This is a genomic window from Cupriavidus sp. WKF15 (genome assembly GCF_029278605.1).
Lineage (GTDB): Bacteria > Pseudomonadota > Gammaproteobacteria > Burkholderiales > Burkholderiaceae > Cupriavidus.
Genome location: NZ_CP119572.1, coordinates 3,677,570 through 3,695,788, shown reverse-complemented (window position 1 = coordinate 3,695,788; position 18,219 = coordinate 3,677,570). Strand labels below are relative to the sequence as shown.

Genomic DNA, 18,219 nt, shown 5'->3' with positions numbered 1-18,219 from the left:
CGGGTGTCAATACTACACGCCGGACGCGAGAACTGCCCCAGCAGGGCGCACGCGGCCACGCAGCTGGTGCATCGCCTACCCGGATGGTGCATCGCCTGCCTGCCAGACGAGATCCGGAAACGACACGAACCGGGCGAGCAGCAGCCAGATCCCAGGAGACGCCTTCACCGCCGGATTGCCCCGCTGCCCGCCTCAGGCGCGCGCCCACCGCCGCGCCGCCGGGACCCTGCCAGTTACCAGTCCTTCGCCGCCGCAGGCTATCGAAATCCCGGTCTGAGGAGACCTTCACTATGAATCGCATCGGAGAACACCTGGTGTGGCTGGCCGTCGCCGTCCTCGGCGCCTTTGCCTTCGCCACGGTCGCGCTGTCGCGCGGCGAGGCTGTCAGTGCGCTGTGGATCGTGGTTGCCGCGCTCTGCATCTACCTGATCGCCTACCGCTACTACAGCCGCTTCATCGCCGACAAGGTGATGCAGCTCGACCCGAAACGCATGACCCCGGCCTGGCGCCACAACGACGGCCTGGACTACGTGCCGACCAACAAGGCGGTGCTGTTCGGCCACCACTTCGCCGCCATCGCCGGCGCCGGCCCGCTGGTCGGCCCCGTGCTGGCCGCGCAGATGGGGTATATGCCGGGCATGCTGTGGATCCTGGCCGGCGTGGTGTTCGCCGGTGCGGTGCAGGACTTCATGGTGCTGTTCATTTCCACGCGCCGCGACGGCCGCTCGCTGGGCGACCTGGTCAAGTCCGAGATGGGCACGGTGCCGGGCATGATCGCGCTGTTCGGCTGCTTCATGATCATGATCATCATCCTGGCGGTGCTGGCGCTGATCGTGGTGAAGGCGCTGGCGGGCTCGCCGTGGGGGACGTTCACGGTGGCGGTGACCATCCCCATCGCGCTGTTCATGGGCATCTACACGCGCTACATCCGCCCGGGCCGCATCGGCGAGGTGTCGGTGATCGGCTTCGTGCTGCTGATGCTCGCCATCATCGGCGGCCAGTACGTGCATGAAAGCGCCGTGCTGGCGCCGCTGTTCACGTATGACGGCAAGGCGCTGACCTGGATGCTGATCATCTACGGCTTCATCGCTGCCGTGCTGCCGGTGTGGCTGCTGCTGGCCCCGCGCGACTACCTGTCGACCTTCCTGAAGATCGGCACCATCATCGCGCTGGCCATCGGCATCCTGATCGTCGCGCCGGAACTCAAGATGCCGGCCTTCACGCAGTTCGCCAAGGGCGGCGGACCGGTGTGGTCGGGCAACCTGTTCCCGTTCCTCTTCATCACCATTGCCTGCGGCGCGGTGTCGGGCTTCCACGCGCTGATCTCGTCGGGCACCACGCCCAAGCTGCTGGAGAATGAAAGCCACGCGCGCTTCATCGGCTATGGTGCGATGCTGGCCGAGTCCTTCGTCGCCATCATGGCGCTGGTGGCCGCCTCGGTGATCGAGCCGGGCGTCTACTTCGCGATGAACAGCCCGAGCGCCGTGATCGGCACCTCGCCGGAAGCCGTGGCGCAGGCCGTGTCGAACTGGGGCTTCGTAATCACCCCTGACGTGCTGATCCAGACCGCCAAGGACGTTGGCGAGAACACCATCATCTCGCGCGCCGGCGGCGCGCCGACGCTGGCCGTGGGCATCGCCCACATCCTGCACCAGGTGGTGGGCGGCCAGGCCATGATGGCCTTCTGGTACCACTTCGCGATCCTGTTCGAGGCGCTGTTCATCCTGACCGCCGTCGACGCGGGCACCCGCGCCGGCCGCTTCATGCTGCAGGACCTGCTGGGCAGCTTCGTGCCGAGCATGCGCCGCACCGACTCACTGCCGGCCAACCTGATCGCCACCGCGCTGACCGTGGCGGCCTGGGGCTACTTCCTGTACCAGGGCGTGGTCGATCCGCTGGGCGGCATCAACACGCTGTGGCCGCTGTTCGGCATCTCCAACCAGATGCTGGCCGCCGTGGCGCTGGTGCTCGGCACTTGTGTGCTGGTCAAGATGAAGCGCGGCCAGTACGCCTGGGTGACGCTGCTGCCGACCGTCTGGCTGCTGATCTGCACGCTGACCGCCGGCTGGCAAAAGCTGTTCGATGCCGATCCGAAGGTCAGCTTCCTGACCCACGCCGGCAAGTTCAGCGCCGCCATCGCCGAAGGCAAGGTGCTGGCCCCGGCCAAGAGCATGGAGCAGATGCACCGCATCGTCTTCAATGACTACCTGGACGCCGGCCTGTGCGCGCTGTTCATGTTCGTGGTGCTGTCGATCGTGGTCTACGGCTTCAAGACCGCGATGCAGGCGCGCACCGCGAGCCGCCCGACCGACAGGGAAACGCCGTTCGAGCCGCTGCCGGCGGCCGCCTCGGCACAATCCTGATCCGCTGAAGCAGAAGGAGCCCGCCATGCTGGAACAACTGGGAACGATGGGACGCTATCTCGGGCAGTCGCTGCGGCTGATGGTTGGCCTGCCCGACTACCAGACCTATGTGGCCCACATGGAAAGCACCCACCCGGATCGCGCGCCAATGACTTACGAGGAATTCTTCCGCGAACGCCAGGAAGCGCGCTATGGCGGCGGACAGGGCAAGTGCTGCTAAAACGTACCGGCCGGCACTGACAGCACGGGCAACCTTAGGGTTGCCCGTTTTCATTCCAGGCGCCGAAATCGCCACCGATACGCTATGTTGTCGCACGAATCAGACGTTTCAGCAGCGGGTTACATGGCTTTACACGTGGTTACAGCAAGGCCGGGGCTCGTTCTCTACACTTGCGGCACAACATGGCAAAGAAAGGAAACGATATGTCTCGCCATCCCGTTCGCAACATGACCCTGGCTATCGCCCTGGCGGCGTCCGCGCTGCCGGCGTTCGCGAGCGATATGAACAATGCCCTTGGCGGCGCCCTCGGCGGCGTCGCAGGGGCGGCTGTAGGCGGCGCACTGGGCGGCAGCACCGGTGCCGTGATCGGCGGTGCCGTCGGCGGCGGTGCGGGTGGGGCGGTGACGTCCAACCGACGCGAGCGCACGGGTGCCATCATTGGCGGTGCGCTGGGCGGTGGTGCAGGCACGGCGGCGGGCAACGCCATGGGCGGCCGCGCGGGCGGCCTTGTTGGCGCGGCCGTGGGCGGTGGCGCGGGCGCGGCGCTGGGCGGAAATGTCTCGCGCAGCAACTCGTATGAAAATGACCGCCGCTACTATGGCGATGACCACTACAAGTACAAGAAGCACAAGCACCACCATCACGACGACTGAGCCGACGCTCAGCCGGGGCAGGATGCAGGAACGGGCCGCGCTGGCCCGTTTTTCTTTGCGCGCTCAGGCATAATGCCTGGCAACAGATACTGGTTTGATCGGACGCAGAAACAAAGAAGCCCGCAACCAGTGCGGGCTTCTTCTCCAATAAATACGGAGAGGTCTATCAGACTCTCTCCAAACGACCTGTGGAGACCAGGTTGATACAGAAGGGGCCGCATAGGGGAGAAACGGCCCCGGACCGCACTTGCAGTCCCTGCTTACAGGGGCATGCGGTCGGACGACAGATCGTACTTGGCGCCGTCGCTGTAGGTGTCGAATTTGCCAGACTTGGCGCCGTCGCTATAGACGTCGTACTTGGCGGCCTTGGCGCCATCGCTGTAGACATCGTACTTGCCGGCCTTGGCAAATGCCGGTGCAGCGGACAGGGCTGCGGCGAGGGTGGCAATAGCGATCAGGGTATGACGGGTAGTTTTCATGGCTCAGTATTTCTTCAACTGGTGCCGTCCGGGCAGTCTGACTTGCTGCATTGCGGCATCCGATGGCTAGATATTAGGCGTTTCCCTGATATCAATAAATACTGCTTGCCACAATGATTAGTTTTGATTCCAACAATAAAGTGGCCTGAACGAGGAAAAATTCAGGGAGCCGACGGGAGACTATGTCATGGATCGCCTGCAATCGATGCGCGTCTTCGCCAAAGTGGTAGAGTTGGGGAGTTTTGCTCGTGCAGCGCAGCAGTTGGAGATGTCCAATGCGGTCGTCACGCGTTATGTCGCAGACCTGGAGAGCCACCTCGGCACGCGGCTGCTGAACCGGACGACCCGCAGCCTGTCCCTGACCGACGCCGGGGAAACCTATCTGCAACGCTGCCAGCAGATCCTCGAAGACGTGGAAGAAGCCGAGGGCGTAGTGACGGCGCGAAGTCAGTCACTATCAGGAACACTGCGCCTGGTGACACCCGTGATGTTCGGCCTGCACCTGCTACCCAACCTGATGTCCCGGTTCCAGCAGCTCTACCCCGACGTGGTGTTCGACGTATTGCTGTCCGATCGCAACGTGGACATTGTGGAAGAGGGCCGCGACGTCGCGGTCATGCTCTCTGATCTGGGACTGGGCTCGCATCTGGTGGCCCGGCCGCTGATTTCCGCGGAAATTGTGCTGTGTGCATCACCAGATTACGTCCGCATGCACACGCCGCTGCGCCATGCGCACGAGCTGACCAACCACCGCTGCATCGCTATGCGGCTACCCAACGTGGAACACGAGTGGACGCTGCTGGGACCGGAAGGCGAAGTGACAGTGCCGATCCGCCCAGGGCTGCTGTGCAGCAATGCCGAACTTGCGCACCAGGCCGCGCTCGCCAATATGGGGGTGGCGATGCTCTCGTCGTACCTGGCCAGGCCGGGGATCGAGGCAGGCCATCTCGTGCATGTCCTGCCGCAGTACCAGCTGCCACGGCGCGATGTCAGCGTGGTCTACCCGAGCCGCAAATTCCTGCCGACCAAGGTCCGGGCGTTCATTGACTTCCTGCTGGAAGAGGGCGTCCGGAACCGGGACCAGGTTTCATAAGGCAGGCAGGAAGAGGCAGGCGCTGACGCGCCGCCGCCTCTTGCCGCTTGTCCGCCGCCTAAGCGCTCATTCCTCGGCTTCGACCGTGGCCTTGCCCGCGGCGCGGGTCTTCTTGGCCGCGACCGTCTTGGCGGGTGCCTTCTTGGCCGCGGTCTTGGTGGCTGTCGCCTTGGTGGCGGTCTTCGTCGCCGCGGCCTTCTTCGCCGGTGCCTTGGCCGGAGCCGCCTCAGCCTCATCCGCCTTGGCGGCCGCGCGCGACGCGGTCTTGGCTGGCGCCTTGGCGCCGGCCTTGGGCTCGCGTGCCTCGAACTCGAAGCCGATCTTGCCGTCCGCCTGCCTTACCAGGAAGGCCTTGAAGTTGCGGCCCGTGCGCGACGACTTGAAGCCCGTCAGCAGGTCGGTGCGGCCCTCGTTCAGCAGCTTGCCGACCTGCTCGCGGCTGATCTCCTGCTGCAGGATGATCTTGCCGGTGGTGAAGTCGCAGCTCTTCGGGCTGGCCACGCTGTTCTCGCACACGTACTTCATGCCGTGCTCGAACACCGCGCCACTGCACTTCGGGCAGGTGCCGACCGGCTCCTGGCCACTGAAATCGACCGGTTCGCCGTCGCCCTCTTCATCGTTCTGGCCGAAATCGAATTCCATCTTGTAATGGCCTTCGTCGTCCTTGGCGATCTTGAGGATGGCGGCAAATGGCCGGCCCATCTTGCTGCGGAAACCTTGCAGCGGGCCGATTTCCTTCTTCAGCAGCAGTTCCTCGACCTCGTCGATCTCGAACTGGCGGCCACCCGGGATCTTGCTGATCGAGAATTCGCACGCGGTGCAGGCAAAGCGGCGGTAATTCTCCTTCACCTGGCCGCCGCACTGCGGGCACGGCGTGTCCAGCGTGGCGTAGTCGCCCGGGATGGTGTCGCTGTCGTATTCCTTGGCGCGCTTGACGATCTGCTGCGTCATCTGCGCGATCTCGAGCATGAACTCGTCGCGCTTCAGGCGGCCGCGCTCGATCTGCGAAAGCTTGTGCTCCCACTCGCCGGTCAGCTCGGCCTGCGTCAGTTCCTGCACGCCCAGCCCGCGCAGCAGCGTCATCAGCTGGAACGCCTTGGCGGTCGGGATCAACTCGCGGCCTTCGCGCACCAGGTACTTCTCGGTCAGCAAGCCTTCGATGATGGCCGCGCGCGTGGCCGGCGTGCCCAGGCCCTTGCCGGCCATGGCTTCGCGCAGCGCGTCGTCGTCCACGAGCTTGCCGGCGCCCTCCATGGCGGACAGCAGCGTGGCTTCGTTGTAGCGCGCGGGCGGCTTGGTGGTCAGGCCGACGCTGTCGACCTTGTCGGTCTTGACCTTCTCGTCCTTGGCCACCGGCACCAGGTTGGCGGCGTCCTTGTCGCCCTGCGCCTCGCGGCCGTAGATCACCAGCCAGCCCGGATTGACCAGCACCTTGCCTTCGGTCTTGAAGTGGTGGCCGGCAACCTCCGTGATCCGGGTCGTGACCTGGAACTCGGCGGCCGGGAAGAACACCGCCAGGAAGCGGCGCACCACCAGGTCGTACAGCTTCTGCTCCGGCTCCGACAGGTTCTTGGGCGCCTGCAGCGTCGGGATGATGGCGAAGTGGTCGCTGATCTTGCTGTTGTCGAAGATCTTCTTGTTCGGCTTGACCCAGCCCTGCGCCAGGATCTTCTTCGCGTGCGGCAGGTAGTTGGGCGAGCTGTCGGCGAGCATGGTCATGGTCTGCTTGACCGTTTCCATGTAGTCCTCGGGCAGCGCGCGCGCATCGGTACGCGGGTAGGTCAGGACCTTGTGCTTTTCATACAGGGCCTGCGCCAGGCCGAGCGTGTTCTTGGCCGAGAAGCCGAAGCGCGAGTTGGCCTCGCGCTGCAGCGTGGTCAGGTCAAAGAGCGCCGGCGACTGCTGCGTCGACGGCTTCGATTCTTCGGTGACAGTGCCGGGCTTGTCGCGGCACGCGGCGACGATGCTCTTGGCCTCGGCCTCGCTCCACAGGCGCGAGTCGCGCGCCTCGGGATCGAACTCGTTCTTCTTGAACTTGGGATCGAACCAGCGGCCTTCGTACAGGCCAGCGGCGGCGATGAACTCGGCGTGCACTTCCCAATAGTCGCGCGGCACGAAGTGCTTGATCTTCTCCTCGCGCTCGACCACGATCGACAGCGTCGGCGTCTGGACGCGGCCGACGGTGGTCAGGAAGAAGCCGCCGCCCTTGCTGTTGAAGGCGGTCATGGCACGCGTGCCATTGATGCCGACCAGCCAGTCGGCCTCGGAGCGGCAGCGCGCGGCATCGGCCAGCGGCAGCATGTCTTCGTCGGCGCGCAGGCTGGCGAAACCGTCGCGGATGGCCTGCGGCGTCATCGACTGCAGCCACAGGCGGCGGATCGGCTGCTTGGCCTTGGCTTGCTGCGCGATCAGGCGGAAGATCAGTTCCCCCTCGCGCCCCGCGTCACAGGCGTTGATCAGGCCGGTGACGTCCTTGCGCTTGATCAGCCGGTTGAGCACCTTCAGCCGCGACTCGGTCTTGGCGATCGGGCGCAGGTCGAAGTGCGGCGGGATCACGGGCAGGTTGGCGAAGCTCCACTTGCCTCGCTTGACCTCGTATTCGTCGGGCGCGGCAATCTCGACCAGGTGACCCACGGCAGACGACAGCACGAAGTCGTCACTTTCAAAGTACTCGTCGTGCTTGGTAAAGCCCCCGAGGGCACGGGCGATATCGGCCGCGACCGATGGCTTTTCCGCGATGATGAGGGCTTTTGACATTGAACGGGTCCTTGCGGGTTGCTTCCGGCAACGCGCGTTTTGCACTGCAATATAAGTAGACATCGCCCCCGGAGGGCTTTGAGGCGCCAATCATAAGCGCGGTTTCGACGGCGGTGCAAGCCAGCCGCAGCGGCGGGAAATCCGCCGTTACGCCGCGCGCCGCCCCCCGGCAAGCAACCACTCCAGCACTTCCGGTACGTCCTCCTGCGCACCAGACATGGTCGTGCCCCGGGCGAGCATCCGTTCCAGTACCTCGATGTGCGGCAGCAGCGTGCCATAGAACTGCGTCGGCCCCCCCGCCACCGGCTGGACCAGCAGCGTGGGGAAATTCTCAATATCGATGTCGCCAAGCTGGTCCGCGTGCGTTTCGATGTCGATCCACACATAGCAGTCCTCCGGGTGGCGCGCGGCCAGCGCGGAAAACGCCTTCAGGTAGTCCCGGCATGTCCCGCACCATTGCGCGCACAGGCAAGCGACCAGCCGTCCTTGTGGATGGGCGGACAGTGCTGCGCCGATGGCGGCAACGTCACGTTCTGGAAAGTAAACGGTCATGACGGTTCAAACATGAGCCTATTCAGGCACCGTAGATTGGCGATTGTATCGGCAATGGGTCCGGGGCCACTGGCGAAGTCTAGGACAGACTGCGGAAGAGGTTCCCCGGTAGACGTTCCGCGCGGCCTTCCAGTTCCAGTTCGAGCAGCCGCGTAGCCAACGCCTCCGGAGCCAGACCGCTGCGCTCGCACAGCGTGTCGAGCGTGACGGGATCGTGTGTCAGGATGGCCAGCAGCGGATCCTGCGGCGCCTTGGACGTCGTCTGCGCCGAATCCGTCACCTTCCCCGGCCGGACCGACAGGCCGAATTCTTCCATCACGTCCTCTGGCGATTCGACCAGCTTGGCCCCCTGCCGGATCAGAAAGTGGCACCCGCCCGAAAGCGGCGCGTGGATGGAGCCCGGAATGGCAAAGACCTCGCGCCCCAGGTCCGCCGCGAGCCGGGCGGTAATCAGCGAGCCGGACCGGGCCGCGGCCTCCACCACCAGCACGCCGCGCGCCAATGCCGCGATCAGGCGGTTGCGCCGCGGGAAATTGTCCTTGAACCCCTGCATGCCCAGCGGGAACTCGCTGACGATGGCGCCGTGTTCGACGATGCGATGCGCCAGTTCCAAGTGGCGGGCAGGGTAGACCCGGTCGGCCCCGGTGCCGATCACTGCGATCGTGCCGCCTGCGCCCCCCAGCCCGCCCTCATGGGCCGCCGCATCCACGCCCAGCGCGAGCCCCGAGACCACCGTCTGGCCCGCCTGCGAGAAGGCCCTGCCGAATGCTTCGGCATCGGCCTTGCCCTGCGCCGTGGCTCCGCGCGCGCCGACGATGGCAAGCGCCGGCCTCGCCAGTGTGGCGAGGTCGCCCTTGATATATAGGAGCGGCGGGGGATCCGACAGGTCGAGCAGCCGCACCGGGTAGCGCGGATCGACCAGCGTCAGCAGATGGTTGCCGGGCTGCCCGAGCCACGCCATGGTTTTGGCCAGCGCCTGGCTCAGGGTGGCTCCGGGCGCAGCCAGGATGGCAGCCGCGAGCTTGCGCGGCACGACCGACGACAGTGCTTCCACGCTTTGCGCGAACACTTGCTGCGGCAAGCCGAATGCCGCCAGCAACAGGCGCACCGTCACCGGGCCGATGCCCGGCGCACTCGCCAGGCGCAGCCACGCCAGCGTGTCATCCGCGTCCCGTGCCACATCCGGCCATGCGGCGGCCGGCGCCGGGCCAGCGGTCAACGCGGGGAAATGACGCGATCACCGACCTCGATCACGTTCGAGGCGTCGGTCACCAGCGCATACGACACGCCCTGGAACACCCGGAACACGAAGGCCAGCCCGTAGCGCTCGTCAGGCAGCACGATATTGCGATTGCCGTCGGTCCGGTCATTCACGACGTCACCGGCGCGAGAAAGCGCCAGCACATGGCCCGGCTCCAACCCGACATTGGTGCCGACATTGAGCACCACGACCTGCTTGGCGCCGCCGTATTGCACGCCGCCGTAGACCTTGGCGACACGGCCGTCGATCTGCGTTTCCGGCGCGCGCGGCACATAGCGCACGGCCTCGCGCGTCGGCTGGGGCAGCAGCATCGTGCCCACGCCCATTTCCTGCTGGGCCTGCGTCACGCGCAGCGTGGATACCGCGTCGGGACCACCGGCTTCGCGGGTCAGGCGCACATTGCCTTCATACTCGGCCTCATACCCGAGCACCTGCCCGGTGACCGGGTCGTAGACCGGCGTGACCGGCCGGAAGGCCTGCCAGTCGCTGCCAACCGCCGCCGCCTCCGGCGCGATACCGCGCGCGTAGGCGGTATCGCCGCGGCCCAGGTAGACGTGCGACTCGGGCACGGCGACGATACGGGCCGACGTTGCCAGCGTACCCTGGTCCACCACCAGCGGACGGATCAGGAACGGCTCGATGTCCTTGGCCGAAATACTGAGAATGGCGGCGCCCTCGGCGTCGCCGCGCACGTGCGGCGTCAGCTTGACGGTATCGCCGGCGCCCGGCGTGGTCGACAGCCAGGCCCGTCCATCGCGCTGGATCAGGTACAGGACCTGGCCGGGATAGATAAGATGCGGATTGTGGATCTGCTGCCGGTTCATGCCCCACAGCTCCGGCCAGCGCCACGGCTGGCGCAGGTACTGGCCCGAGATGCCCCACAATGTGTCGCCCTTGCGCACCGTGTACTGCGACGGCGCATTGGGCGCGAGCTCCGAGGCGGGAATCCCTTGCTGCGCCACACGCTGGGCTTCGGCATGCTGGGCGGGTGAAACGGTGAGGTCCGCCGCCAAGGCTGGAACACTTGCCGCAGCAGTGATGCCAACGGCACTCAGCACGGCAAGGGTGAACGCATGCAGCCTGCGGCCCGACGCCGCCTGGTGTTCTTTGGTAAGATCGCGCATTTTCGTGAACCGGCTGGCAGAACAGCCGGATTGACCCTGGAGAGCGTGCCTGCTGCGGCGCGCCTTGAATTTTTGTACTAGCGCCCCGATTCTGCATGTAATCCCCCGCCGCCGCAACGCGGCCGGACAGCCCAGAGCAGCCGGCGTTGCGCCCGAGCATCATGGCAAAACTCGACATCCTGACCTATCCCGATCCCCGTCTGCACACCGTGGCGAAACCCGTCAAGGAAGTGGACGACCGCATCCGCCAGCTGGTAAAGGACATGGCGGAAACCATGTACGAGGCACCCGGCATCGGCCTGGCGGCGACGCAGGTCAATGTGCACGAGCAGGTGGTGGTGATCGACGTGTCGGAGACGCGCGACCAGTTGCAGGTCTTCATCAACCCCGAGATCACCTGGGCCAGCGACAACCGCAAGGTCTGGGAAGAGGGCTGCCTGTCGGTGCCCGAAGTCTATGACCGCGTGGAGCGCCCGGACCGCGTGCGCGTGCGCGCGCTCAATGAAAAGGGCGAAACCTTCGAGCTCGATGCCGACGACCTGCTGGCCGTCTGCGTCCAGCACGAGATCGACCACCTGCGCGGCAAGGTGTTTGTCGAATACCTGTCGCCGCTCAAGCAGAACCGCATCAAGTCCAAGCTGCACAAGCGCGAGCGCGTGCGCATGTAACGGGCGCGCACGGCGCCAAGGCTGGGACAGCCGCGCCGTGTCTGCTATCGTTATGGCTTCCGAAGTCAGGAACGTACCGGCCGCTATGCGGCCGGTTCTGTTTTCAGGTCCACATCAGGGAGCCAGTCATGTCCGCAGCCAAGTCCCTGCGTGTCGCCTTTGCCGGCACGCCCGAATTCGCGCGTGTCGCGCTCGAAGCCATCCACGCCGCCGGTTTCCCGGTGGTTGCCGTGCTCAGCCAGCCGGACCGCCCGGCCGGCCGCGGCATGCAGCTGCAGGCAAGCCCCGTCAAGCAGTACGCCGTCGCCAACGGCCTTGAGCCGGTGCTGCAGCCGCGCTCGCTGCGCCGTACAGGCAAGTACCCGGAGGAAGCCGCCAATGCCGTCGACACGCTGGCGAAGATCGCGCCCGACGTGATGGTGGTGGCCGCCTACGGCCTGATCCTGCCGGCCGAAGTGCTGGAACTGCCGAGGCTTGGCTGTCTGAACATCCACGCCTCGCTATTGCCGCGCTGGCGTGGCGCCGCGCCGATCCATCGCGCGATCGAAGCCGGCGACGCCGAGACCGGCATCACGCTGATGCAGATGGACGAAGGCCTGGATACCGGCGCGATGCTGTCGCGCGAGTCGGTGCCGATCGCGTCTGATGACAGCACCGGCACGCTGCATGACAAGCTGGCGTCGCTGGGCGGCCGCATGATCGTCGACGCACTGCGCAAGCTTGCCGCGGGCGAGACGCTGCCCGCCACGCCGCAGCCCGATGCCGGCGTCACCTACGCCGAGAAGATCGGCAAGGACGAAGCCCCGCTGGACCTGCGCCGCCCGGCGGCCGAGCTGGCCAGTCAGGTGCGCGCGTTCAACCCGTTTCCAGGCGCCACGCTGCAGCTCGACAGCACCGTGATCAAGTGCTGGCAAGCCGTGCCGCTGTCCGCCGGCAGCAACCTGCCGCATCCGGCGGGCACGGTGCTGGCCGCTGACGCCGGCGGCGTGATCATCGCCTGCGGCGACGGCAGCGCGCTGCAGGTCACGGAACTGCAGAAGCCCGGCGGCCGCCGACAGCCGGCGCAGCAGTTCCTGCAGGGAACGCCGCTGCCGCCGGGAACGCGCTTTGCCGTGCCAGCGGAGTCAGTCTGAGGCACCGTGTCGGGCAAGCACCACGCTTGAAGTGCAGATTAGATATCCTGATGGACGGAGCTATCACCGGCCAGGGCTGAGGTTCCGCTGAATCGCGCCGGCGATGCAAAGCCGTTGAATTTTCAGCGTTTCAACCCTATCTAATGCTCAGTACGCCTGGCCGCATCCGCGGCGCGGGCCACGACTACACGGAGATCACGTCAATGTTCAACTGGGTCAAGACCTTCATGTTGATGGCCGCCATCACGGCGTTGTTCATCGTCATCGGCGGCATGATCGGCGGACGCAACGGCATGATGTTCGCGCTGTTGATGGCGCTTGGCATGAACTTCTTCTCCTATTGGTTCTCGGACAAGATGGTCCTGCGCATGTACAACGCGCAGGAAGTCGATGCTGGCAGCGCGCCGCAGTTCTACGGCATGGTGCAGGAACTGTCGCAACGCGCCGGCCTGCCGATGCCGCGCGTCTACCTGATCAACGAGGACGCGCCCAACGCATTCGCCACCGGCCGCAACCCCGAACACGCGGCGGTTGCCGCCACCACGGGCATCCTGCGCGTGCTGTCCGAGCGCGAGCTGCGCGGCGTCATGGCGCACGAGCTGGCGCACGTGCGCCATCGCGACATCCTGACCTCGACCATCGCCGCGACCATGGCCGGTGCCATCTCCGCGCTGGCGAACATGGCGATGTTCTTCGGCGGACGCGACGAGAATGGCAACCGGAGCAATCCGATCGCCAGCATTGCCGTGGCGATCCTGGCGCCGCTGGCGGCCTCGCTGATCCAGATGGCGATTTCACGCGCGCGCGAGTTCGAGGCCGATCGCGGCGGCGCGGAGATCAGCGGCGATCCGCAGGCGCTCGCCAGCGCGCTGGACAAGATCCACCGCTATGCGCAAGGCATCCCGTTCCCGGCCGCGGAAGAGCATCCGGCCACGGCGCAGATGATGATCATGAACCCGCTGTCGGGCGGTGCCATCGCCAACCTGTTCTCGACCCATCCGGCCACCGAGGAGCGCATTGCGCGCCTGATGCAGATGGCGCAAACCGGCACGTATCCGGCCTGAATCCCGCAACGCGCCGGCGCCAAATCGGGCGCGGGACCACACACAGGGTAAACTGCCCGCTGTCTTGCCTGTCAAGCCAGCGGGCTTTTTGTTGCCCGCGTGGCGCCGCAAGCGCCTGCATGGCCCGGCATGCCGTTGCCACGCTCTCCTGTTCTATTGTCTTAAGCCTTACCGATATGCGCCTGCCCCACGATTCGCTTGCCTTCCAGATGCTCGGTGCCGCCATGGCCGTGCGTGCCGTCAATGAAGGCACGGCCCTGCCGCAGGCCATTGAAGATGCCGCCACGCACCTGCGCCTGGACCGCGTGCGCGATGCCGCCACGCGCGGCGCCCTGCAGGACCTGGCCTACCGCACCATGCGCCAGTTCGGGACCGCGCGCGCGCTGGTGACGCAGCTGGTCACGCGCCCGCCCGGTGCGCAGGTGGACTCCCTGCTGGCGGTCGCGCTGTCGCTGCTGCTCGAAGGCGAGGAGGGCGACTCGGCCAAGGTGGGCCGCGGCGGCTACAGCGCATTCACCGTGGTGGACCAGGCGGTCAGTGCCGCCGCATCCGAACCCAAGACTGCGCACGCGCGCGGACTCGTCAATGCCGTGCTGCGGCGTTTCCTGCGCGAGCAAAAGCCGCTGCTGGCAGCAGTGAACCGCGATGAGCAAGCCCGCTGGAACCTGCCGGCATGGTGGCTGCGCATGCTGCGCGAAGCCTATCCCGACCAGTGGATGGCGCTGGCGGAAAGCGCCAACGTGCGTCCGCCGATGACGCTGCGCGTCAACACGGCACGCATCCCGTTGCAGCAATACCTGACCGAGCTGGCCAATGCCGGCCTGGCGGGACAGGCCATCGGTGCGCAAGCGGTGCGCCTGGTGCGCGCATTCCCGGTTTCGCAGATTCCGGGATTCGCGCAGGGCGACGTGTCGGTGCAGGATGCCGGCGCGCAGCTGGCCGCGCCGCTGCTCGAAGTTGCCGACGGCATGCGCGTGCTCGATGCCTGCGCCGCGCCGGGCGGCAAGACCGGCCACCTGCTGGAACTGGCCGACATCGACGTGACCGCGGTGGAAAGCGACGCGCAGCGCGCCGCCCGCATCGACGAAAACCTGTCCCGACTGGGCAAGCGCGCGCACATCGTGGTGGGCGACGCCAGCCGGCCCGGCGACTGGTGGGACGGTCGGCCGTTCGACCGCATCCTGGCCGACGTGCCGTGCTCGGCGTCAGGCATCGTGCGCCGCCACCCTGATATCCGCTGGCTGCGCCGCGAAGCCGATATCGCCCGGCTTGTCAATGAACAGCGACGCATCGTTTCGCAACTCTGGCCACTGCTCAAGCCGGGCGGCATCCTGGTCTATGTCACCTGTTCTATTTTCCCAACGGAAGGAGAGGAGCAGGCGCGCTGGTTTGGTGCACAGTTGACAGATGCGATACGATTGCAGGCGCCGGGGCAGCTACTGCCCGGTACCCAAGCAACACAGCCCGCCAGCAACAACGATGCTGGCCGGGACGGCCTGCCGTCTGATCATGATGGCTTCTTCTACGCCCGCTTCCAGAAACGCGCCTGATCAGATCCGATGGTGAGCACGCTGCGCTTGTCAGACTTCCGCGTCCCTGCAGACCGCGCGCGTACGGTTGCCGGGACGTGGTGCAATGACACCACCTGCCTGCTGCAGCGCGCGTGCGCGGCCCTTGCCCTGGTGCTGGCCTGCCTGCTGTGGGCTGGCACCGTTGGGGCGCAGGTCATCGAGGCCACCGAAGCGCGCATCGAGTACCAGGACAACGGCTTCGAACTGACGGCGAGCTTCGACTTCGACCTGCCCCCCGCGGTCGAAGACGCGTTGAACAAGGGCATCTCGCTGTATTTCATGGTCGAGTTCCAGCTCTCCCGCCCGCGCTGGTACTGGTTCGACGAAAAGCCGGTCAATACGAGCCGCACCATCCGCCTGTCCTACCAGCCGCTCACGCGCCAGTATCGCGTTTCCACGGGCGGCCTGCAGATCCCGTTCGCGCGCCTGAAGAGCGCGCTGCAATTCATCCAGCGCGTGCACGGCTGGCGCGTGTTCGACCGCGGCGCGGTCAAGCCGGGCGAGTCCTATCATGCCGAAGTGCGCATGAAGCTGGACCTCTCCCAACTGCCCAAGCCTTTCCAGATCAATGCAGTCAATACGCGTGAATGGAACCTGGCTTCGGACTGGCGCCGTTTCACCTACACGGTGCCCACTGACCTGAACGCGCCGCCGCCACCGCCACCTCCTGCGTCCGCACCCGCGCTGCCGGCCTCGCCGGCCATGCCGGCCATGCCTGCGTCCCCGGTCCCCGCCTCGGCACCGGCTGCGTCGGCCGAACTGCGCGCCAGTCCGTTCGCCCAGACCGTGTCGACCGCACTATCGCCCTTCGCGCTGGTGCAGGCCGCCCCCGGCCAGCCATGAACACCAGCGGTCTCTGGGACAGCCGGTTCCGCCGCGTACTTTACCGGGTAGTGGCCGGGATCATCGTCTTCCTGGCGCTGGTGCTGGTGGGTCTGCTGGCCGGCGCTTCCGCCAACACGGAATTCTTCGACCGCTACTTCACGCTGCTTTTCAAGATCAATCTGGTCGTCGGCGCGCTGCTGGTGATCACAGTCGGCGCGCTTGCGCTGACGCTGTGGCTGCGCTACCGCCGCGGCAAGTTCGGCACGCGCCTGATGACCAAGCTCGCCGTGTTCTTCGGCGTGGTGGGCGTGCTGCCCGGCGTGCTGATCTACCTGGTGTCGCTGCAGTTCGTTTCGCGCAGCATCGAATCGTGGTTCGATGTGCGCGTGGAAACCGCGCTCGAAGCGGGCCTGAACCTGGGACGCTCCACCATCGACGGTGCCCTGGCCGACCTGCAGGGCAAGGCGCGCCTGATGGCCGAACAGCTGAGCGGCCCCTCCGGCATCGCCACCTCGCTGCAGCTCAACCGCCTGCGCGAGCAATACGGCATACAGGAAGCGGCGATCTTCACTGGCAGCGGCCGCGTGCTGGCCACGGCTTCGAGCAGCTATGCCACGCTGGTTCCCGACCTGCCTTCGGGCGTGCTGGCCGAACAGGCGCGCCTGGCGGGCGGCTACGCCGCGGTGGAAGGCGGAACCGATGCCTCCGTGGACGGCAACCGCACGGAGCGCATCGACAGCAGCCACCTGTACCGGCTGCGCGTGATCATTCCGCTCGGCGCCGCGCCCGCCGGCGACACGAGCACGGCCGCGGCAAGCGCCCCGCGCGCCGCCGCCGCGCCGAAGGCGCGCTGGGCTGGCTCAGGTCTCTCGGTCGAGCGCCGGCCCGAAGATTCGCCGTCGAGCGGGTTCGGCCTGGTGGGCGACACCGTGCGTGAAGAGCGCTACCTGCAGGTCGTGCATCCCGTGCCGGCCGTGCTCGCGCGCAACGCGGATGAAGTGCAGCGCGCCTATCAGGAATACCAGGAAAAGGCGCTGGGCCGCACTGGCCTGCGCAAGATGTATATCGGCACGCTGACGCTCACGCTGTTCCTGGCAGTATTCATCGCGGTGATGCTCGCGTTGCTGCTCGGTGGCCAGCTCGCGCGTCCGCTGCTGATGCTGGTGCAGGGGACCAAGGAGGTCGCCGAAGGCGATCTCTCGCCCAAGCGCGAGCTCAAGAGCCGCGACGAACTCGGCATGCTCACGCAGCAGTTCAACCAGATGACGCGCCAGCTCGCCGAAGCGCGCCTTGCGGTCGAGGAAAACCGCACTGCGCTGGAGCAATCGAAGGCCTACCTGGAAAGCGTGCTGCAGAACCTCACCGCCGGCGTGCTGGTCTTTGACCGCCGCTTCGTGCTGATCACTGCCAACCCTGGCGCCGAACGTATCTTCCGCCAGCCATTCGGGGCCGTGCTGGGACTACCGATCGAACATATCCCCGGCATGGGCCCGTTCGGCGAGATCGTGCGCCAGGCTTTTTTCGACCAGAGCACGCGCGAAGTGCTCGGCGGTGCGGAGCACTGGCAGAAGCAGATCGAACTGCCGCAAGGCCATGAAGAGCAGCCGCTGACGCTGCTGGTGCGCGGTGCTCGCCTGCCCGGCGGCGAACGCGACGAGCCTGGCTACGTGGTCGTGTTCGACGACATCTCCGACGTGATTTCCGTGCAGCGGTCCGTGGCCTGGGGCGAGGTGGCGCGCCGTCTCGCGCATGAAATCAAGAACCCGCTCACACCGATCCAGCTCTCTGCGGAACGCCTGCAGATGAAACTCTCGCCAAAGCTCGAGGACAAGGACGCCGAGGTCCTCAAGCGCGGTGCGGCGACGATCGTCAACCAGGTGGCCGCCATGAAGCGCATGGTCGACGACTTCCGTGACTATGCGCGCACGCCACCGGCGGTGCTGCAGTCGCTGCAGATCAACGCGCTGGTATCCGAGGTTTTGCACCTGTATGGCATCGACGATCCTGCCGTGCAGGAGCATCCGGTGATCCATGCGGCGCTGGACCCGGGGCTTCCCGAGATCAAGGGAGATCCGACGCAGCTGCGCCAGGTGATCCACAACCTGTTGCAGAACTCGCAGGATGCGGCGGCTGAGAACGTCGCGGCGGGTAGGGCGGCGCCCCATATCGCTCTACACACCGAGACTGTAGAATACAAAGATTCTGCCGGCGAAAACCGCCAGGCAGTCAAGCTAACCATTGCGGACAATGGTCCGGGCTTTGCTCCGCGCATCCTGAGCCGTGCGTTCGAGCCTTATGTGACCACCAAAGCCAAAGGTACGGGCCTTGGGCTGGCAATGGTAAAAAAGATCATTGACGAACACGGCGCGCGCATCGAACTGCGCAATCGAATGGAAGGTGCCGATATCGTCGGTGCACAGATCTCGATCCTGTTCGTTAAACTGGCATAGTCAACT

15 protein-coding genes are annotated in these 18,219 nt (G+C 66.0%); 10 read left to right on the top strand and 5 right to left on the bottom strand.

Going from position 1 to position 18,219, the window contains the following annotated elements:
* Positions 1-290: 290 nt before the first annotated feature.
* From CupriaWKF_RS17175 to CupriaWKF_RS17165, 3 genes are all read left to right on the top strand, one after another.
* Positions 291-2,363: a carbon starvation CstA family protein gene (locus CupriaWKF_RS17175; protein WP_276098983.1), complete on the top strand. Its 2,073-nt coding sequence runs from the start codon at positions 291-293 to the stop codon at positions 2,361-2,363.
* A gap of 25 nt (positions 2,364-2,388) precedes the next feature.
* Entirely contained in the window at positions 2,389-2,583 is a 195-nt protein-coding gene (locus CupriaWKF_RS17170) for a YbdD/YjiX family protein (protein ID WP_211946023.1), read from the top strand.
* 203 nt (positions 2,584-2,786) lie between these two features.
* A complete protein-coding gene (locus CupriaWKF_RS17165) occupies positions 2,787-3,236 on the top strand; it encodes a hypothetical protein (RefSeq protein ID WP_276098982.1) in 450 nt (149 codons plus the stop codon).
* A gap of 260 nt (positions 3,237-3,496) precedes the next feature.
* Here the strand turns inward: CupriaWKF_RS17165 and CupriaWKF_RS17160 are convergent, their stop codons facing one another.
* A complete protein-coding gene (locus CupriaWKF_RS17160) occupies positions 3,497-3,715 on the bottom strand; it encodes a hypothetical protein (RefSeq protein WP_276098981.1) in 219 nt (72 codons plus the stop codon).
* A gap of 187 nt (positions 3,716-3,902) precedes the next feature.
* Between CupriaWKF_RS17160 and CupriaWKF_RS17155 the strand changes: the two genes are divergently transcribed.
* A complete protein-coding gene (locus CupriaWKF_RS17155; RefSeq protein ID WP_276098980.1) occupies positions 3,903-4,808 on the top strand; it encodes a LysR family transcriptional regulator in 906 nt (301 codons plus the stop codon).
* 66 nt (positions 4,809-4,874) lie between these two features.
* Here the strand turns inward: CupriaWKF_RS17155 and CupriaWKF_RS17150 are convergent, their stop codons facing one another.
* From CupriaWKF_RS17150 to CupriaWKF_RS17135, 4 genes are all read right to left on the bottom strand, one after another.
* The gene (locus CupriaWKF_RS17150) at positions 4,875-7,565 is read right to left on the bottom strand and encodes a DNA topoisomerase III (protein WP_276098979.1); all 2,691 of its coding nucleotides are present in this window, start codon (positions 7,563-7,565) and stop codon (positions 4,875-4,877) included.
* Positions 7,566-7,712: 147 nt separating this feature from the next.
* Positions 7,713-8,117 carry a thioredoxin family protein gene (locus tag CupriaWKF_RS17145; RefSeq protein WP_276098978.1) on the bottom strand — a complete coding sequence of 135 codons (405 nt, stop codon included), beginning with the start codon at positions 8,115-8,117 and terminating at the stop codon, positions 7,713-7,715.
* Positions 8,118-8,196: 79 nt separating this feature from the next.
* Complete coding sequence (gene dprA / locus CupriaWKF_RS17140; RefSeq protein ID WP_276098977.1) at positions 8,197-9,297, bottom strand: DNA-processing protein DprA; 1,101 nt, start codon at positions 9,295-9,297, stop codon at positions 8,197-8,199.
* Positions 9,298-9,332: 35 nt separating this feature from the next.
* Complete coding sequence (locus CupriaWKF_RS17135) at positions 9,333-10,502, bottom strand: LysM domain-containing protein (RefSeq protein WP_276098976.1); 1,170 nt, start codon at positions 10,500-10,502, stop codon at positions 9,333-9,335.
* Positions 10,503-10,663: 161 nt separating this feature from the next.
* Between CupriaWKF_RS17135 and def the strand changes: the two genes are divergently transcribed.
* From def to CupriaWKF_RS17105, 6 genes are all read left to right on the top strand, one after another.
* On the top strand, positions 10,664-11,170 hold the full coding sequence (gene def / locus CupriaWKF_RS17130; RefSeq protein ID WP_276098975.1) for a peptide deformylase: 507 nt from the start codon (positions 10,664-10,666) through the stop codon (positions 11,168-11,170).
* 128 nt (positions 11,171-11,298) lie between these two features.
* A complete protein-coding gene (fmt, locus tag CupriaWKF_RS17125; protein ID WP_276098974.1) occupies positions 11,299-12,303 on the top strand; it encodes a methionyl-tRNA formyltransferase in 1,005 nt (334 codons plus the stop codon).
* A gap of 203 nt (positions 12,304-12,506) precedes the next feature.
* Positions 12,507-13,367: a zinc metalloprotease HtpX gene (gene htpX / locus CupriaWKF_RS17120; RefSeq protein WP_276100855.1), complete on the top strand. Its 861-nt coding sequence runs from the start codon at positions 12,507-12,509 to the stop codon at positions 13,365-13,367.
* Positions 13,368-13,543: 176 nt separating this feature from the next.
* Positions 13,544-14,917 carry a 16S rRNA (cytosine(967)-C(5))-methyltransferase RsmB gene (rsmB, locus tag CupriaWKF_RS17115; RefSeq protein WP_276098973.1) on the top strand — a complete coding sequence of 458 codons (1,374 nt, stop codon included), beginning with the start codon at positions 13,544-13,546 and terminating at the stop codon, positions 14,915-14,917.
* Between the two features lie 9 nt (positions 14,918-14,926).
* Complete coding sequence (locus CupriaWKF_RS17110) at positions 14,927-15,781, top strand: DUF4390 domain-containing protein (RefSeq protein WP_276098972.1); 855 nt, start codon at positions 14,927-14,929, stop codon at positions 15,779-15,781.
* Complete coding sequence (locus CupriaWKF_RS17105) at positions 15,778-18,213, top strand: PAS domain-containing sensor histidine kinase (protein ID WP_276098971.1); 2,436 nt, start codon at positions 15,778-15,780, stop codon at positions 18,211-18,213. The genes CupriaWKF_RS17110 and CupriaWKF_RS17105 overlap by 4 nt, the downstream gene beginning before the upstream one ends.
* Positions 18,214-18,219: the final 6 nt, after the last annotated feature.

What these genes read in the sequence shown, in the direction of transcription:
- fmt (WP_276098974.1), top strand. Translation starts at nt 11,299, where the DNA reads ATGTCCGCAGCCAAGTCCCTGCGTGTCGCCTTTGCCGGCACGCCCGAA.
- CupriaWKF_RS17175 (WP_276098983.1), top strand. Translation starts at nt 291, where the DNA reads ATGAATCGCATCGGAGAACACCTGGTGTGGCTGGCCGTCGCCGTCCTC.
- CupriaWKF_RS17155 (WP_276098980.1), top strand. Translation starts at nt 3,903, where the DNA reads ATGGATCGCCTGCAATCGATGCGCGTCTTCGCCAAAGTGGTAGAGTTG.
- CupriaWKF_RS17135 (WP_276098976.1), bottom strand. Translation starts at nt 10,502, where the DNA reads ATGCGCGATCTTACCAAAGAACACCAGGCGGCGTCGGGCCGCAGGCTG.
- def (WP_276098975.1), top strand. Translation starts at nt 10,664, where the DNA reads ATGGCAAAACTCGACATCCTGACCTATCCCGATCCCCGTCTGCACACC.
- CupriaWKF_RS17105 (WP_276098971.1), top strand. Translation starts at nt 15,778, where the DNA reads ATGAACACCAGCGGTCTCTGGGACAGCCGGTTCCGCCGCGTACTTTAC.
- htpX (WP_276100855.1), top strand. Translation starts at nt 12,507, where the DNA reads ATGTTCAACTGGGTCAAGACCTTCATGTTGATGGCCGCCATCACGGCG.
- CupriaWKF_RS17170 (WP_211946023.1), top strand. Translation starts at nt 2,389, where the DNA reads ATGCTGGAACAACTGGGAACGATGGGACGCTATCTCGGGCAGTCGCTG.
- CupriaWKF_RS17145 (WP_276098978.1), bottom strand. Translation starts at nt 8,117, where the DNA reads ATGACCGTTTACTTTCCAGAACGTGACGTTGCCGCCATCGGCGCAGCA.
- CupriaWKF_RS17165 (WP_276098982.1), top strand. Translation starts at nt 2,787, where the DNA reads ATGTCTCGCCATCCCGTTCGCAACATGACCCTGGCTATCGCCCTGGCG.
- rsmB (WP_276098973.1), top strand. Translation starts at nt 13,544, where the DNA reads ATGCGCCTGCCCCACGATTCGCTTGCCTTCCAGATGCTCGGTGCCGCC.
- CupriaWKF_RS17150 (WP_276098979.1), bottom strand. Translation starts at nt 7,565, where the DNA reads ATGTCAAAAGCCCTCATCATCGCGGAAAAGCCATCGGTCGCGGCCGAT.
- CupriaWKF_RS17110 (WP_276098972.1), top strand. Translation starts at nt 14,927, where the DNA reads ATGGTGAGCACGCTGCGCTTGTCAGACTTCCGCGTCCCTGCAGACCGC.
- CupriaWKF_RS17160 (WP_276098981.1), bottom strand. Translation starts at nt 3,715, where the DNA reads ATGAAAACTACCCGTCATACCCTGATCGCTATTGCCACCCTCGCCGCA.